Origin of the sequence: Pseudoalteromonas sp. Z9A4, from assembly GCF_011378845.1 — a bacterium.
GTDB lineage: Bacteria > Pseudomonadota > Gammaproteobacteria > Enterobacterales > Alteromonadaceae > Pseudoalteromonas > Pseudoalteromonas arctica.
In genome coordinates this window covers 1-16,395 of record NZ_WTLA01000035.1, presented here as the reverse complement: position 1 = coordinate 16,395, position 16,395 = coordinate 1, and the positions used below count along the sequence as shown (strand labels likewise).

Below are 16,395 nucleotides of genomic sequence, written 5' to 3'. Positions count from 1 at the left end.
CTAAAATTGATAACAATTAAACTAGCATTAATACTGTTTTAAATACAAAAAAGCCGCTAGTAAAAACTAACGGCTTTACTTTGTATTACCTTTAGAAGTTGTAACGCATACCAATGTTGTAACGTGCGCCTAGCTGCTGTAGGTTCCATAACTGTGCTGACGTACGGCCATGTTCGCGGCTGTTTTGCTCAGTAATGTTAATGCCTTCAACAAAAAACGAGAGTTTTTCGCTGTAGTTGTACGCAACATTAAAGTCGATTTGATAATATTCTTCAGTAAAGCCTGGCTCGTTAATATAACGCGCTGCGCTATTTAAAAACTTATCACGCCAGTTGTAAGCAATACGTGCTTGAAAATCATCGTTTTCGTACATTGCAATAAAGTTAGCTGTATCGCTTAGACCCACTAGTGCAAATTGTGTAGTAGTAGGGTCGGCGTTTACATCGAAGTCTATGTCGCCGTTAACAGTGGTGTAGTTTGCTTGCACACCAAAGCCGCTTTCACCAAAAAAGTGCTGAAAGGCAACTTCAAAACCATCAATAGTGGCATTTTTATTGTTGGTAGGTACTTGCGCTGTAAATTCTAGTAATGGGTCATCACTATTTGCAATGATATCGTAAGCGGCTTCAAACTCTTCGTAGGTCATTGAGTCAAAATCTACGTTGTTTTCTGTTGCTGCAACCATTTGGAATAAGTTTGAGTCAGTTACTGCAAGTCCGCGAGATTCTAGCTCAGCAATGGCAGCTTGAGCGCGAGGACCCGCTGTTGCATCGCGTAATCCGTAGTAGTTTTGCGTCATGGGTGTTAAACCAATAAAGTTTTCGATGTCTTTAGTATAATAACCTACCGACACATAACTTGTTTCTGCAAAGTACCACTCAGCCGATACATCAATATTATCTGATTCAAGCGGCACTAAACCAGGGTTGCCTGTTGACGCTGTAGCCGGTGAAGAACCCGCTAAAAGAGTAGGGGCACCTGGTACACCAACAGTCGCAGCTGAGCTTAAGTTGTCGTAAGTTGGACGAGCAATTGTTGTGCTATAAGAAAAACGCGCTTTTACGTTTTCAATTACTTCTATGTCAAAGTCAAAGCTTGGTAAAAAGTGATCGTAGCTAGATTTAAGCGTGAAATCTTCTTTAGCCGAGCCAAAACGAACGTTAAAGTCGTTATTACCTTCCCACGCTACTGCGTTAGGTAAATCGATATTAGCCGTTGAGGTAATGTCGGTAGACTCTTGGCGTGCGCCAATAACAATGTTGTATGGCATATCGCCAATGTAACCGTTGTAAGTAAATTGCACAAACGCTGCGGTTATATCTTCTTCAATGGTGCGATTAGTTGCAAATGCGCCATCGGCTGCAAAATTAAAGCCGTATTCTTCACCTGCCCAGTAGCCAATTTGCGATGCGCTGCCTGTGAATCCCTGATTATACGAGCCTGATGTATCGTAGTCGTCAAATTCGGCTAAAAAGTTTGTTGGATTTAGGTAGCCATCAGGTAGTTCGCCTGGGTTTTCGATACCCCAGTTACCCATTGTATTACGTGTAAGCGATTGTAGTGAATGGCTTTCCATAGAGCGAGACTCTATACCAAAGTCAATTGCCCCGTTTTCAATTTCGTATTTACTATGGATTCTAAATTCTGTGATTTCAGACTCTTGGCGAGCAAAGTTAGAATCTAAAATAGACGTACCCACATCAGAGGCATCTAATGTGTTATTACAATTTAAGTTGTCTCGGCGGCAATCATCAAAATCGATACTCATTGATGGCAGTTCGCGGCTAAAATCAACTTCTTGTGCGTTAACTACGTTTGCGCCCAAGCCTGCGTTTACCCAGCTGCCGTAAGGTGCATCTGGTTTGCTAGTGGCTTTTGAATTGTGTGCATCAAACATAAAGCTCAATTCTGAATTGAAATAGTACTCAACGTTTAAACCAATAGAATCGTTTTGATTAACTTGGTTTAGCTCTTGAAACGCTAAACCTAAATCGCGTGTTTGCTGATCGCGACGTTCTTCTCGGTAGTAAATAGGGGTTTTTACTGTGTTATCGTCAAACGTTAGCGCGCTTTTGTAATTATCCATCCATATTGATTGCTCAGCACGGGCTTCGAATAAGTCTTGCTTAGAATAGGTGTAATCAAGCGTGGCTGTTAAATCGTCAATTGGGCTATACTGCAGCGTTAATTGCGCGTTTGTACGAGTACGTTCACTGTCGGCAATGGTGTAGCGCAAATCTGATGGCATTGAATAAAGCTGGCCAACAGCGGGTGCATTAGTTAAAACAATATCGTCTGCAGCTTGTGGGATTGTGCCGTCAAAAGCAGATGTATTCCATTGATTTACAAACGCACCTGTTGATGAGCTATCGCGCTGTTGCATACTGGCAGTTAACGAGGCACCAAATTTAGCTTCGCTGTCGGTCCAGCTAATTAAGCCCGAAAGCTCGGGTGTTATGTCATCACCAACGCGGTTTGTTGAGTCATGTAATGCTTTTACGCCAATGCTTGAAACAAAGCCTGGATTGTCGAGCGGGCGAGCGGTATTTATATTAATTGTTGCGCCAATACCACCTGATGCAATACTTGCTTTACCCGTTTTATATACTTCTACTGATTTAACGCTATCAGACGCTAAGTTTGCAAAGTCAAAAGCACGAGAGCTTGGTGTACCACCGCCTGCAGGCAAAGACGCCGCCGGCATAGTACGTCCGTTTAGGGTTACCATATTGTAGTCGGGGCCAAAACCACGAACAGTCACTTTAGAGCCTTCGCCGTTTGAACGATCAATCGACACACCCGTAATACGCTGTAGCGACTCGGCTAAATTGGTATCGGGGAACTTACCAATATCTTCAGCTGATATAGCATCTACAACACCGGCGGCGTCGCGTTTTAAACGAGTCGACTCTTTAATACTACTTTTAAAGCCAGTAACTTGAATTACTTCAACATCGGTATTTGCTTCTTGTGCATATACCGGTAAAGAGATTGATGCGCCTAAAATCAGAGATAGGCTGGTCGCTATCTTTGTTTTTCTTACAATATGGTTAGACATTCGGTTTCCCTCGTACTTTTATCATTATTATTAACAGCTGTATGGGGCTGTTATTGTGTAATTATAAACATTGTCAAATGTATGGAAGCGCTTCCAGAAACGCTCATTTAACTGAGCTTTGTGGAAGCGCTTCCAGAAATGCTAGTTTAAATTTTAAATAGGGTCAACTATTGTTTTAATAAAATGAAACTAAATTGTTTTTAAAATGTATTTTTTTAGATTTAATTTTATTTAAATTATAAATTACAAGTGGTTATAAAAATCCGTTTTAAATAGTTGTGTAACAACATTTTATTATAAGAAAACCGGTTATTGATTCATTTAGTTATTTGAACACTTTTATAAGGTGTTTAAATCAGCTTTTAGTAAGGGCTAAAATTAATAAATAGGCCGTTGGTCACTCAACTAGGACAAAACTTAAATTAGTTATTACACTCAGCCATAGACTCAACTTAAAACACTATTTATAGGTATTAATAATTATGAGCAATGTAAAACAAGGACTAGCTGCAACCGCTTTAATTATGGCGTCGTTTAGTAGTATTGGCGCGCAGCAATGTAGTGATGTAAGTTTGCAAATTTTAGGCTCGGGCGGCCCTGAGCTTGACGATGGTCGCGCATCAACAAGTTACCTTATATGGCACGAAGATAAAGCCAGAGTGTTAGTTGACGTAGGCTCTGGTGCCAGTTTTGGGTTTGATAAAGCAGGCGCAAAATTTAGTGATGTTGATGCCATATTATTAAGCCATTTACACACAGATCATGCTGGCGATTTACCTAGTTTTATAAAAGGCAGTTACTTTACATCAAGCGATAAAACACTTGCGATATTTGGCCCTCAGGGCAACCGTGTAATGGCTTCTACTAACGAATATGCGCAAGCGTTACTAGGTAAGCAGGGCGCATTTAGATACTTAAGTGATTACTTAGAAGGTAATGAAAACTACAAATTAGATATTCGTTCTGTTGCACCAACAAAACAAAATGAATTTAAACAATCACTACAAAGTGATTTGGCTGTTAATGCAATGACAGTTAACCATGGACCTATTCCTGCTTTAGCGTGGAAAGTGAGTATAGCAGGATGCGAACTGGTGTTTGCAGGCGACATGACCAACAAATTAGGCACATTTACTGACTTTGCTAAAAATGCCGATGTAGTGGTTATGCACAACGCAATTGATGAAAACGCATCAGGCGGGGCTAAAAATTTACACATTACCCCAAGTCAAATCACTAAGGTATTAATTGAGGCTGCACCTAAAACGGCGGTTCTATCTCATTTTATGAATCGGTCATTAAAAAATCAGCAATTGTTTAAAAAAGCGTTAATTAAATCACTAAAAAGTAACGTAGTTTTTGCAGAAGATGGTTTAAAAATAAACTTATAAAGTATTACGCATAAGAGTGTTGCGAGTCGCTAGTTTTATCGCTATTTTAAAGGCTCTCTCATAGATGGATTTTATTATGCGCATTAAATTTTTAGCGAGCTTTTATTCTTTCTTCTTGTTTGCACTGTTTGGTTGTGACGACCAAAGTATGGCAATACAAGCAAGCCCTCAGCTAAATAATAATGCAAGTAACTTACCCTCTAATAACAAAGTAAACACACCTCCAGCAGCTCAAACAAACGAACCCGCTTTAGTGGTCGGTATGCTAGCAACTCATTGTAAAAGTAATGAAGCAGCCTACATTAACGCAAAAATGCATAAAGTTGTGCGTAACCCAGATGAAAATACAGCCTACAAGCTAGAGCCTACCGATAAAGTGCTTTCTATTTGTGTTGCAAAAGATGACTCATCACTTAGTTATCGATTTGGTCGAATTAATGACATAGGGCTTGAAAAAGAAGCCACTTCAGATGCACCATTTGGTAGTTACTACAGGCAAGTAGGGCGTATTGGCGAGAGTATTTTATTTTTTAGTAACGGCGAATATCATTACTACATTATTAACTCAGGCGGTATGGGCAGTGGTGTAACCGTTAATGTTTATAAAAACGATACATTAATTTCTGAGTTGTTTTCGGGTAATGATCCTTATGATGATTTTGTTATAGCAACCGATTTAAACTTCCCTAAAAAATTGGTGAGCGAAAAACAGCCATTTAACAAGCAAATGCAGTAAATAATGACTCCACAGCAGCAAAACGTTATAGAGCAAGGGCACTGGTTTAAAAATCGTAGCCCTTATTTAAAAAGCTTTTTATTAACGCAGGGTAAAATACTCTCGCTTAAAGCTCAGCAATCGTTATTTTTGCGAGGTGATAAGCACGATGGCATTTATGCAGTGCTTAACGGAGTAGTGCGTATTAGTGGCGTAAGTAACGAAGGCAAAGAAGCTGTACTCAGTTTTATTGATTCGTCACTGTGGTTTGGTGAAGTAACCTTGTTTGATGGTGGCCTTCGCACTCACGACGTATATGCACAAACTGATGTTGTGCTCTTTTATGTACCTCAACGTGCGCTTGAGCAGCTTTTAAACGAACAGCCACAATATTGGCAAGAGTTTGGTTTATTATTAGCGCAAAAATTACGCCTTATGTTTACCTCAATGGAAGATCATGCCCTGTTAAGCGCTGAGCAAAAAGTATGTAACCGGCTTTTAATGCTAAGCGAACATACAGAGCACTTAACACCGCTTGTTTTATCTCAGCAACAACTTGCTGATATGACCTACCTAACACGCCAAACTATTAATCAAATACTGCAACAACTCGCTAGCCTACAAGCTATCAGCTTGGGGTATCAACGTATTACTATTTTAGATAAACAAAAGTTACAGGCACGCGCTGAAAAAGCTTAAATAGAGACTGTTTTATTTAGTTGGAACCAAAATTGCTGGATAACACCTAAGGCAATAATGGATTTGAGCTAATGACAACAATAACCTTTAAAAATCAATACAGTAACTATAACTCTCCAACAGTAAATAAAGCGGCAGTTTCAAGCGAAGTTGCGGCAATTAATCCCCTCCCTAACGAAAAAACAAGTGATGCTAAAGGCATTACCTCAGCACCTAAAGATCAAACCTTTTTAGAAAGTGCTCAAGAAGCGCTTGTTTATCAGCGCTTAGGTGTAAACAAAGATAAAATAGATGAGTTAAAAGCAGCAATAGAAGAGCTCATTAAAGAACAGCAAAGTGAGGGCGCAGACCCTAGCGCAATTGCTGATAAAATAGAGGAACTTCAAAAAATGCTTGAGCAAGAGTATCAAAAAGGGCGCGAGCGAACGGATATGAAAGGTGAGCATGAGCCGGGTAAAATAATTTCTGCATTTGTTTAATTTACAAAATGTCGGATACCTGACATTGTTGCTGTGCTTACTTTTGCTAAAGTAAGTTTTATATATAAAAATAAAGGCAAAACAATGAAAACACTTCAACAGCAACTTGGTAAATATGGTTTGTATCATCGTTCTAAGCGTAATGTACTAACGCACTTTATTGGTATTCCGCTCATTGTATTTGCAGCGTTGTGTTTACTAGCGCGCATTCAAATACCCCTTGGTAGTGTAGTAATTGATGGCGCACAACTTTTTGTATTAGCGTCGGTTGTTTATTATTTTATGCTGAGCTTTTCGCTTGGCTTTATTATGGCCGTGATATTCACTTTACTCCTTGTTGGTGCTCAGCCTATTGCGGCAATGGCGTTTTGGCCTTGGTTGAGTATTGGCGTAGGTGTGTTTGTATTTGGCTGGGTATTACAGTTTATTGGGCACTATTACGAAGGTAAAAAACCGGCGTTTGTAGATGACCTAATTGGTTTAATTATTGGCCCTTTGTACGTAACTGTTGAACTACTATTTTTAATGGGTTTTTACAAAACATTAGAAGATGAAGTAAACGCAATAGCAGGTCCTACAAAGGCGTAAAATACTTTACTAAGTACCTTTATAAAACCTAATAAATAACAATAAAAGGGCAGATAACGCATGCAATATAATAATAAAACCGTGTGGATCACCGGCGCATCATCAGGTATTGGTAAAGAGCTTGCTATACAATTTGCCGAGCTTGGAGCGCGCGTTATTTTATCAGCGCGCAATGTAGATAAACTAAACGATTTAAAAGCAACGCTTAAAGGCGAAGGGCACTTAGTTGTGCCGCTGGACTTAGCCGAGCCAGAGCATGTACTGAGTACAGTAACAGCAAAAATGAGCGAGCTTCCTGCAATAGATATTTTAATTAATAACGGCGGCGTATCGCAGCGCAGTTTATTTTTAGAAAACGACTTTAACGTGTACCGCCAATTAATGGAGGTTAATTACTTTGGCTTAATTGCACTTACTAAAGCTATATTGCCTTCTATGGTGGCAAGGCGCAGTGGCTCAATTGTGTCCATTAGTAGTGTGGCGGGTAAAGTTGGTTCAAAATTTAGAACAGGTTATTCGGGTTCTAAATATGCGGTTGTTGGTTTTATGGATTGCCTACGTGCAGAAGTAGCACAACATAATATTCATTGTTTAACAATTTGCCCAGGCTCTATTAAAACAGCAATTGCGCATAACTCACTAAACGAGCAAGGCATAGCGCAAAATAAACCAGAAGAGTCGATAGAAAATGGCATGGATGTAAGCGTAGCTGCTTCAAAAATGATTCGTGCCATTAGTAATAAAAAAGACGAAGTGATTATTGGCAAAGGTTTAAGTGGTTGGGCGCCTACAATTAAGCGCTTTTTTCCTACTTTGTTTAATCGCATTACCGCAAAAACAAACTATAGGTAGCGTCGTTTATTTCAAAGGCGTAAAATGCCGTAAATTTGATCAATTTAGAAAAGGATTCTAAATGAAGTATTCATGGCTGAGCCTATTTTTTATTGTATTAATTTGGTCTGGTATTAACCCAAAAGATCAATTTACATGGCTGCTTGAAGTTATCCCCGCAATTATTGGTTTAGTGCTGCTAGCAAGTACCTATAGCCACTTTAAACTTACCCCTATTTTATATACATTTATTTTAGCGCATTGCATAGTGCTGATGATTGGTGGGCATTACACCTACTCCGAAGTCCCTTTGTTCGATAATCTATTTGGTAGCGAGCGTAATAACTACGACAAAGTAGGGCACTTTTTTCAAGGGTTTGTACCTGCACTACTAGCACGCGAAATTTTACTGCGCAAAAAAGTAGTAAATGGTCGAGGCTGGTTAATCGCTTTTGTTATTTCGGTATGTTTAGCATTTAGCGCGTTTTACGAATTAATAGAATGGTGGGTTGCAGTGTTAAGCGGCGAAAACGCAGAAGCGTTTTTAGGCACGCAAGGTTACGTGTGGGATACCCAATCAGATATGGGACTGGCGTTATTTGGAGCTATTTGCTCGCTGTTAGTACTTTCAAGAGTACACGACAAACAGCTAAAAAACGTTAAAGATTATTTATAGGAACTTTCTATAGAAATGTTTATAAAAACATTGATAAAAAAGACTACTAACGTATGACCGCAAACACTAGTGATTACTCAATTAGCACAGACAAAAGTAAACTTAACTTTAACGTTATTTATAACTTTATTGCTAATAGCTATTGGGCCAAAGGCATTCCTAAAAGCGTGATGCAATCAGCTATTGATAACTCAATGTGCTTTGGTGTTTACAGCGCTCATAACGAGCAAGTTGGATTTGCCCGAGTAGTGACCGATAAAGCAACCTTTGCCTATTTAGCCGATGTATTTATTGCCCCGCACTTGCAAGGAAATGGGCTGAGTAAGTTACTCATTCAAACGATAGTAGAGCACCCTGAGCTACAAGGGCTCAGGCGCTTTTTATTAGCAACTTCTGATGCGCATGGCCTTTATGCGCAATACGGGTTTAAACCTATAGATAACCCCGCACTATTAATGCAAATAAATCCTGAGAATGTGTATGGTAATAGCAAGTAGAGAATACATTCTAAAGTGGGGATTATTATTGATGATTCATTATATAGCTAATTAGTAAGCTATTTTTTAAGTTATCAACTTTCTGACAGCAGGTATTAATACTCCTTTAAATACGATATTTTTCTTCATTGATAGAGAAAAAGAAAGTACAAATAGAGCCAACCACCAAGCAGCAAATACCCACAATCCAGGCTTAAGCTCACACCATTCTGTAATGTTAATAACACCATATATGAACAGACTTAGAGAGATGAATGGTAAAATAAATAGGGAGTAAAACAGATATATAATAAAGTTTGATAGAAGTTTTTGATACAGTTTATGCTCATTATCAGAGCGAAACTCGATCATTAAAAAAATACATTGTGAAGATATAAGCAAGGTAATTACTTGTAATAAACACCAGCCTAAAGCCGCTAGAATCGCTATCCATTGCATTGTCATTTTTCGTTTTCCTTGCGCTTTTACTTGAAGAGACCGTTATGAAGCTATTGGTACGTTTTACCTTTGTGCTTTAACCAACCATCAACGTGATGTCCATTTGGATCTTTATGAGTCCAGTGTACTACGCCCCCTTTTTTATTCCACTCATACTCACCGTAAAATTGAACAGTATCACCCTTTGAAATCAAATTAATTCTTGGGGCAAGGTCAATATTATGTGCAATTAAAATAGTAATACCTGTACTTAATTTAAGAATAAATTTTTGATGACGCGAACCTTGATTATCATCATTTAATATACGAATAACGATTCCAGAATCTTGTACTTGAACGTTACTTTGGTGATTTTTGTATGCTTCATTCAAAGATGTAGCATTTGCAAAATTTGACCACTGTAGAAAAGTAAACCCGACTAAAATATATATTAATAACTTACGCATACATTAAATCTTCCTTAGTTCTATAACGCCACAAAAGCGGCTATAATCTGTGAAGTATGGATAATAGTATGATGGTTTTTAGTTGAGGTGTAATCAATTCTTAACTGACACTCTTTTACTTTTACTTGGCAGTAATCAAAAAATACTAAATCTGTATAGATTATTAAACCAGACAGCCACTCCAAATAAATAAAGTCAATCTAGGCTAGATTCACTTTTTAGGTTAAGAATTTATCTTTTACTACTCGGTTACTTACTTTTCATTCATAAAATAACTCATTATCACGCTTAAACCTAAATTAAGCGCATGAAAATAACTGCATAATGCAGTTGTGATTTATTACTGAATAGTTTTACTGAGTAGTTTAAATTTTATGCCAGTAGTTTTTCGCAGTTACTGATATTCGCTCGCCGCTTTCGCTTTAAGTTTTCACAATAACTTGCTTGTGAAGCTGTTCTGCCTAATGGGCCATGAAATACGCGCGTAAATTGGGTTGTAAGCTTTAACCAGTTTTCGGGGGAAATATGAACTCTTTCGAGTAAGGGTAAGTGTGTACTTTCAATATAACCGCGTTTGTCTTCTCGTATACAACGTCCTGTTAATTCAACAAGTTCAAGGTACGATTTAAGCTCAAACGGGAGTCCTTTTGGCATTATCTGACGTGGCACGCCTGCAAAGCGAAAGAGTTGTTTTGGTTGTTTTCCTTCTTTTGCAGATGTTAGTCGCTGTTTAACGCTGGTGTGGTCTGATTCCTCAGGCGTGTTAGCCATTTTAGCTCTAATTGGGTTTAAATCGACATACGCCATACAAGCGGCAAGTGCTGCTTCATCTAATAATGCTTGAGACGTAAAGCGTCCCTCCCAAAACCTGCCAGTGCAGTTGTCTTCTTTATTTGCTCTGCGGGCAATGTCTTCATTTAATAATCGCTGATATATTGCCAACAGCTTATTAAATACGACTTTTGGAGGCTATAACCCTCTAAAAGGTGTGTTCTTCCTTACCTAATAATTCCATTTAAAAACACTATTGTAAACAATTGTTTATAGCATTTATGAAAAATAAGGCTTGTTGTTAAACCTTAAAACGACTTTTAATAATGTTGTGAGGGTAAATATAAAAATAGTTTGAATCGACAGTGGTTTATTTTTTATTAAGGAAGTTTTTATTACTGAAGTAAAAAGGTAATTTAAGGGGAGGCTAATCAATACTTATTTTCTGCTTTTATTTGGCTGTATTCAAAAAACACTAAATCTGTATAAGTAGGGGCAATACGAATTTACGATTTATTTTACTAAACTAGGCTCATTGCTTTTAAAGCAGAGCCGCGTTTAGAATATTTACTTACTGGCTTTTTTAGCCTCTAGAGTTTCTATTTCACTCCAGATTTTTTCGGCTTCTGCACTTAACATAGCAAAGCTTTTAATGTCGCCTTTTCTTTGTGCCTGCATGCCTTGCTCTAGTTTTACGTCGTATTCTTTACGCAGTTTTTTTATTGGGTCAGGCTTTAAAAATGAAAACATTAGTATTCTCTTAATTTATTAAATTATATTTAGTTAGTGTACGCATTAATGGGCTTAATAGTTCTTTGTTTGGTGAAAATGTTTACTTTGCGCTTTAAAAGCGCAAAGTAAACACGGTGTAATTATTAACGTACTGTGTGCTAGTTCTAGTTCTAGTTCTAGTTCTAGTTCTAGTGTTTACGTTTCTGGCTCTAGGCGTTTAATACCTTGTCCATCAATACCTAAATAAATAAAACCATCGCTGCCTTGGGCTAGGCTGCGTACTCTGCCAATTCCATCGAGTATTTTATATTGCTTAACAACCTTACCTTTTGATAGTTCCAGTGCGCTAATAAATGCAAATTTCATTGATGCTAGTAATAGCTTACCTTTAAGTTTTGGGTATTTATCACTCGTTACATACAACATATCGGAAGGGGCAATTGAAGGGGTCCAGTGTAATACGGGCGATTGCATGCCGTCTTTTTCTTTAAGGTCTGTAAACTTGGTACCGCTGTAGTTAACGCCATAACTTACTAAAGGCCATCCGTAGTTAGCACCTTTTTTTATAATATTAAGTTCATCGCCGCCGCGCGGCCCGTGTTCGTGAGACCATAAAATATTGTTTTGATTATCAAACCACATGCCTTGTGGATTACGGTGCCCATAAGACCATGCCGCATGTTTTGCATCTTTTTGTTTAACAAACGGATTGTCGCTTGGGATACTACCATCTTCGTTTAAACGATAAATTTTACCGCCGTCCCGCGTGAGATCTTGCGGGTTTATGTCGCGCGAGCCGCGATCGCCAATTGAAAAATAAACATAACCTTCATCATCAAACACAATACGGCTGCCGTAGTGCTGGCCTTTGGTACTATTATGCTCGCCTTTGTATAGCAATTGCTGATCAGACAACTGCGTATGATCGCTACTTAGCTTGGCGCGCATTAAGGCGGTGTTACTTCTGCTTCCTTTGCCCTCACTACTTGAGTAACTAAAGTACAGCCATTGGTTTTGCTTACTATCGGTGCGTAGTGATAAATCAAGCAACCCACCTTGGCCATTAGCGTCAATGTCGGGCAACCCAGAGACTTTAGTTAACGTAGTGGTATTTTTAGGTAATAAAAATAACGTTCCACTGCGCTCAGATATTAGCAAATCACCATTAGCTAAAGGCTCAATAGCCCAAGGTATAACCACACCTTCTGCCGCTGTTACTGCGTTAACGTTAAGCGATAAAGTATCGAGCTGTTTATAGTTTTTTACGTAATCGCTTTTTGCATTTGCGGGTGCATTAATAGCAAACATAGCAACGGTTAAGCCTGCACTTATTATTTTAGGGAGTGTGTTATGTGACATTAAATTTATCATTATGGCTTCCAAAATTAATCCAATCTTACATAACCTTAACATGGCATAAATAAATTTGTTAAGCGTTGAGTTGAATGAAAAACACACACTTATATTTTTATACGATGATCTTTTAACAGAAAATTGTTTTAGTAATTAGCGCTAATAAAAAATTGAATAATTACTCTATTGGGGTTGAAAACTAAAAATTTCAGCGTACACTTGTGCGCTGAAGTTTGAGCGTACACGTGTAAGTTCAAAAGTTAAATATTTTACGATCCAAGAGATTAATAGTGATGATAATTAAAGTATTAAACCAATTTTCAAAATGGTTTTTACACCATCAAAGTTTTGCAGGCTACATAGAGCCAATAATGCAGGTGTTTAAACCTGCGTGGCGTGCAGGGCAGTTTAGAGCGCAAGTAGTTAATACAGCTGTGCTTGATGGCGGCTTTTTAAGTGTGCAACTTAAGCCAAGCAAACATTGGCAGGCGCATACGTCAGGGCAGCATATAAGTTTAACGCTTGAAATTAATGGGCGATTATTAACACGCGTTTTTACCGTGGCTTCAAGCGCTCAGCAATTTAAAAATACTGGGTTAGTGCGCTTACTAATCAAAACGAATACGCAAGGGCGCTTTACTGGCTTACTCAGCAGCGCATTAAAAGCGGGTTTGTGGTGCAATATTTCTGCGCCAAACGGCGACTTTGTATTTAAAAACACACACACGCCAGCCACTTTTATTGCAGGCGGATCGGGTATAACACCTATGCTGGCTATGCTTGATGATTACTTAAGCCAAACTACGCAAAAAGTGTCGTTAGTGTATTACGCAAAAGCCACTGAGCATCAATGTGTTGATGAACTGAGTGAGTTAGCAGCGCGTTTTGAGCATTTTTCGTTTTTATTATTAACGCGTGAGCAATCAAGCGATATAACCAGCAATATTAAGCCGTGGGAAAATCCAGACATTTACTGCTGTGGTCCTGCAGCATTTATGCAAACGGTGAGTGATTTTGCTAAAACGCATAAGCTAAATTACTACCAAGAGGCCTTTGGTTTGGCGCTGCCTAGCTTAAACGACGATAGCCAATTTAATGTGAAAATTAACGCCAGTGCCCATATTGTATCGGGCAACGATGTTTTACTACCTCAGTTTGAAGAAAAAAAGCTACCCGTTAAACGCGGTTGCGGTATTGGTATTTGCCATCAATGCCAATGTATTAAAAAGTCAGGCGTGGTACGTAATTTAAAAACAGGTGAATTGAGTGACAACGGCGAGCAATTAATACAACTTTGCGTAAGCCAACCTGTTAGTGATTTGGAGTTACAATTATGAAAAACATTAACTATGACATGCTCGCAAGTGAGCTAGATGCCATTAAAATGGAGACCCTTGGCAAAGTTGGCCAACAAGATGCCGACTACATTCGCTCTGTTGTGCGCAAACAGCGAGTGTGTGAATGGAGCGGGCGAATTTTGCTAATGCTTGGTTTTATTCAGCCATTATTGTGGGTTGCAGGTGTGTTGCTATTAGCGCTTGCTAAAATTTTAGACAATATGGAAATTGGCCACAATGTAATGCATGGTCAATACGATTGGATGAACGACAAGCAACTTAACTCACAGCATTATGAGTGGGACATAGCGTGCGATGGGCAAAGTTGGCACCGCGTTCATAACTTTGAGCACCATACGTATACTAATATTATTGGTAAAGACCGTGATTTTGGCTATGGCTTGTTGCGTTTAAGCGATGATTTTAAGTGGCGTTTTAAAAATGTATGGCAGTTTTTTACGTATATTAATTTAAGTGTGTTATTTCAGTGGGGCGTGTCGTATCACGAGTTGGCTGCAGAGCGTGTTTTTATTGGTAAAAAGAAAGAAAACCGCGAAGGGCTTGTTTCACACTCTACATTAAAGCATCGCTTTTTTAGTAAAGGCGCTCGCCAATTAATTAAAGATTATGCGATATTTCCGTTACTTGCAGGACCTTTATTTTTATGGGTATTGGCCGGTAATTTAGTAGCAAACTTAATCCGTAATTTATGGACGTCGACCATAATATTTTGTGGTCACTTTACTGAAGAAACAGAGACCTTTAAACAAGAAGACTGCGTAAATGAAACCCAAGGGCAGTGGTATTACCGCCAAGTACTGGGCTCGTCTAATATTAAAGGGCCACATTGGTTTCATGTTTTAACTGGGCATTTGAGCTGTCAAATAGAGCATCATTTATTTCCTGATATGCCGTCTTCGCGCTATCAAGAAGTAGCGCCTCAAGTACAAGCTGTTTTGAAAAAACACGGTGTTGATTATCATACAGGTAGTTTTTTTAGACAGTATACGTCGGTGTTAAAACGTATTATTAAATATTCGTTTAAATAAACATGTTTTAATTAACGAATGAAAAAATCGGTCTGTGTAACTACACTGACCGATTTTTTTGTTTATAGCATCCAATACGGTTGATTAGTAAACAGCACTTGCAAAAATTTCTCATAGTTAATTAAAAAAGCCTTACTTTAGCTATGGTTAAATAGCGTGTGATTGTCATACAATGGAGGAAAATAGACCACACAAGAGAGATTAAAATGGCCGCATTTGGTACCGTGTTTATGCCGCAGATGATTCAAGCTCGTTTTTCTGATAATAAATGGAGCGAAAGCTCAATTGTCCCTTCCGATAAACTTGAACTTCATGCTGGTGCGCACGTTCTTCATTATTCAAGTACATGTTTTGAAGGCTTAAAAGCCTTTCGCCATGAAGATGGTTCTGTTTATCTTTTTAGAATGGATGCAAACATTGCACGCATGCAACAAAGCTCAGCGCTATTAAGCTTACCGAGTTTTGACAGCGGTATGCTAAAAACGATGATTATCGATATTATGCGCGAATACGCAGATGAAACGCCATTACCGCCGGGCTCTATGTATATTCGCCCAACGCACATTGGTACTGAGGCTGCAATTGGTAAAGCGGCTGCGCCATCAATGAGCTCACTTTTATACACGTTACTATCGCCAGTAGGTGATTACTTTGCCGGTGGTGCAACTGCACTGCGTGTATTGCTTGAAGAAGATGGTATGCGCTGCGCTCCGCACATGGGTATGGTAAAAAGTGGTGGTAACTACGCCAGTGCTTTGGCGCCTATTAGTGCTGCACGTATAAAGTATCAAGCTGATCAAATTTTATTTTGCCCAGGTGGCGACGTACAAGAAACCGGTGCTGCTAACTTTATACTTATAGATGGCAACGAAATTATTACTAAAGCGCTTGATAGCACGTTTTTACATGGTGTAACGCGTAATAGTATTTTAACCATTGCAAAAGATTTAGGTATGACGGTAAGCGAGCGTAACTTTAGCGTTACTGAGCTATTAGAGCGTGCTGCTAAACCAGGTACTGAAGCGGCGCTTTCGGGCACTGCAGCTGTGCTAACTGCTGTGGGTACGTTTATTCATAACGATAAAGAATATAAAGTAGGTACTGGCGAGCCAGGCCCTACGACTGCGCGCCTTCGCCAAGCATTGAACGATATTCAATGGGGTAAAAGTGAAGACAAGCACGGCTGGTTAACTAAAATCTAATTATAGATTTAATAGCAACTCGCATTAAAAAGCCACCTAATCGGTTAACACCACTCGTTTAAGAACGAGTGGTGTTTTTTCGTTTATACCTAACTGGATATTTTTGTGTCTTTGCGAGCACCGTTCGCGGATA

16 protein-coding genes and 1 pseudogene are annotated in these 16,395 nt (G+C 38.8%); 11 read left to right on the top strand and 6 right to left on the bottom strand.

The window, feature by feature from the left end; genetic code table 11:
• Positions 1 to 91 precede the first annotated feature (91 nt).
• Positions 92 to 3,058: a TonB-dependent receptor gene (locus GQR54_RS17800; protein ID WP_166379370.1), complete on the bottom strand. Its 2,967-nt coding sequence runs from the start codon at positions 3,056 to 3,058 to the stop codon at positions 92 to 94.
• Positions 3,059 to 3,540: 482 nt separating this feature from the next.
• Here GQR54_RS17800 and GQR54_RS17795 point away from each other — a divergent pair, with 482 nt between their 5' ends.
• The 8 genes from GQR54_RS17795 (at position 3,541) to GQR54_RS17760 (ending at position 8,934) form a co-directional block, all read left to right on the top strand.
• Positions 3,541 to 4,449 (top strand): MBL fold metallo-hydrolase, encoded by a 909-nt coding sequence (locus GQR54_RS17795; protein ID WP_166379368.1) that lies wholly within the window; start codon positions 3,541 to 3,543, stop codon positions 4,447 to 4,449.
• A 76-nt stretch (positions 4,450 to 4,525) separates the two neighbouring features.
• Positions 4,526 to 5,185: a hypothetical protein gene (locus tag GQR54_RS17790; protein ID WP_240918965.1), complete on the top strand. Its 660-nt coding sequence runs from the start codon at positions 4,526 to 4,528 to the stop codon at positions 5,183 to 5,185.
• Positions 5,186 to 5,188: 3 nt separating this feature from the next.
• Positions 5,189 to 5,863 (top strand): Crp/Fnr family transcriptional regulator, encoded by a 675-nt coding sequence (locus tag GQR54_RS17785; RefSeq protein WP_166379364.1) that lies wholly within the window; start codon positions 5,189 to 5,191, stop codon positions 5,861 to 5,863.
• A 71-nt stretch (positions 5,864 to 5,934) separates the two neighbouring features.
• Positions 5,935 to 6,342, top strand: coding sequence for a hypothetical protein (locus GQR54_RS17780; RefSeq protein WP_166379362.1), 408 nt, complete (start codon positions 5,935 to 5,937; stop codon positions 6,340 to 6,342).
• A gap of 84 nt (positions 6,343 to 6,426) precedes the next feature.
• On the top strand, positions 6,427 to 6,930 hold the full coding sequence (locus GQR54_RS17775) for an Mpo1-like protein (protein ID WP_010553511.1): 504 nt from the start codon (positions 6,427 to 6,429) through the stop codon (positions 6,928 to 6,930).
• 60 nt (positions 6,931 to 6,990) lie between these two features.
• Positions 6,991 to 7,782: an SDR family oxidoreductase gene (locus GQR54_RS17770; RefSeq protein ID WP_166379360.1), complete on the top strand. Its 792-nt coding sequence runs from the start codon at positions 6,991 to 6,993 to the stop codon at positions 7,780 to 7,782.
• A 61-nt stretch (positions 7,783 to 7,843) separates the two neighbouring features.
• Positions 7,844 to 8,437 carry a DUF2238 domain-containing protein gene (locus GQR54_RS17765; RefSeq protein ID WP_166379358.1) on the top strand — a complete coding sequence of 198 codons (594 nt, stop codon included), beginning with the start codon at positions 7,844 to 7,846 and terminating at the stop codon, positions 8,435 to 8,437.
• Between the two features lie 53 nt (positions 8,438 to 8,490).
• On the top strand, positions 8,491 to 8,934 hold the full coding sequence (locus tag GQR54_RS17760) for a GNAT family N-acetyltransferase (RefSeq protein WP_166379356.1): 444 nt from the start codon (positions 8,491 to 8,493) through the stop codon (positions 8,932 to 8,934).
• Positions 8,935 to 9,000: 66 nt separating this feature from the next.
• On the opposite strand, the gene GQR54_RS17755 is transcribed toward GQR54_RS17760, so the two are convergent.
• The 5 genes and pseudogenes from GQR54_RS17755 to GQR54_RS17735 all read right to left on the bottom strand — a co-directional run bounded on the left by GQR54_RS17755 (position 9,001) and on the right by GQR54_RS17735 (position 12,692).
• On the bottom strand, positions 9,001 to 9,378 hold the full coding sequence (locus GQR54_RS17755) for a hypothetical protein (protein ID WP_166379354.1): 378 nt from the start codon (positions 9,376 to 9,378) through the stop codon (positions 9,001 to 9,003).
• Between the two features lie 44 nt (positions 9,379 to 9,422).
• Positions 9,423 to 9,818: a DUF3465 domain-containing protein gene (locus GQR54_RS17750; RefSeq protein WP_166379352.1), complete on the bottom strand. Its 396-nt coding sequence runs from the start codon at positions 9,816 to 9,818 to the stop codon at positions 9,423 to 9,425.
• A gap of 372 nt (positions 9,819 to 10,190) precedes the next feature.
• Positions 10,191 to 10,766: pseudogene (locus GQR54_RS17745) on the bottom strand (transposase); the annotation flags it as partial.
• 390 nt (positions 10,767 to 11,156) lie between these two features.
• Positions 11,157 to 11,339 (bottom strand): DUF6435 family protein, encoded by a 183-nt coding sequence (locus GQR54_RS17740; RefSeq protein ID WP_166379350.1) that lies wholly within the window; start codon positions 11,337 to 11,339, stop codon positions 11,157 to 11,159.
• Positions 11,340 to 11,516: 177 nt separating this feature from the next.
• Entirely contained in the window at positions 11,517 to 12,692 is a 1,176-nt protein-coding gene (locus tag GQR54_RS17735) for a PQQ-dependent sugar dehydrogenase (protein WP_166379348.1), read from the bottom strand.
• Between the two features lie 275 nt (positions 12,693 to 12,967).
• On the opposite strand from GQR54_RS17735, the gene GQR54_RS17730 reads away from it, so the two are divergent.
• The 3 genes from GQR54_RS17730 to GQR54_RS17720 all read left to right on the top strand — a co-directional run bounded on the left by GQR54_RS17730 (position 12,968) and on the right by GQR54_RS17720 (position 16,262).
• Positions 12,968 to 14,011, top strand: coding sequence for an iron-sulfur cluster-binding domain-containing protein (locus tag GQR54_RS17730; protein ID WP_166379395.1), 1,044 nt, complete (start codon positions 12,968 to 12,970; stop codon positions 14,009 to 14,011).
• Entirely contained in the window at positions 14,008 to 15,060 is a 1,053-nt protein-coding gene (locus tag GQR54_RS17725; protein ID WP_166379346.1) for an acyl-CoA desaturase, read from the top strand. Before GQR54_RS17730 ends, GQR54_RS17725 begins: the two co-directional genes overlap by 4 nt.
• 200 nt (positions 15,061 to 15,260) lie before the next feature.
• Entirely contained in the window at positions 15,261 to 16,262 is a 1,002-nt protein-coding gene (locus GQR54_RS17720; RefSeq protein ID WP_331460313.1) for a branched-chain amino acid aminotransferase, read from the top strand.
• Positions 16,263 to 16,395 lie beyond the last annotated feature (133 nt).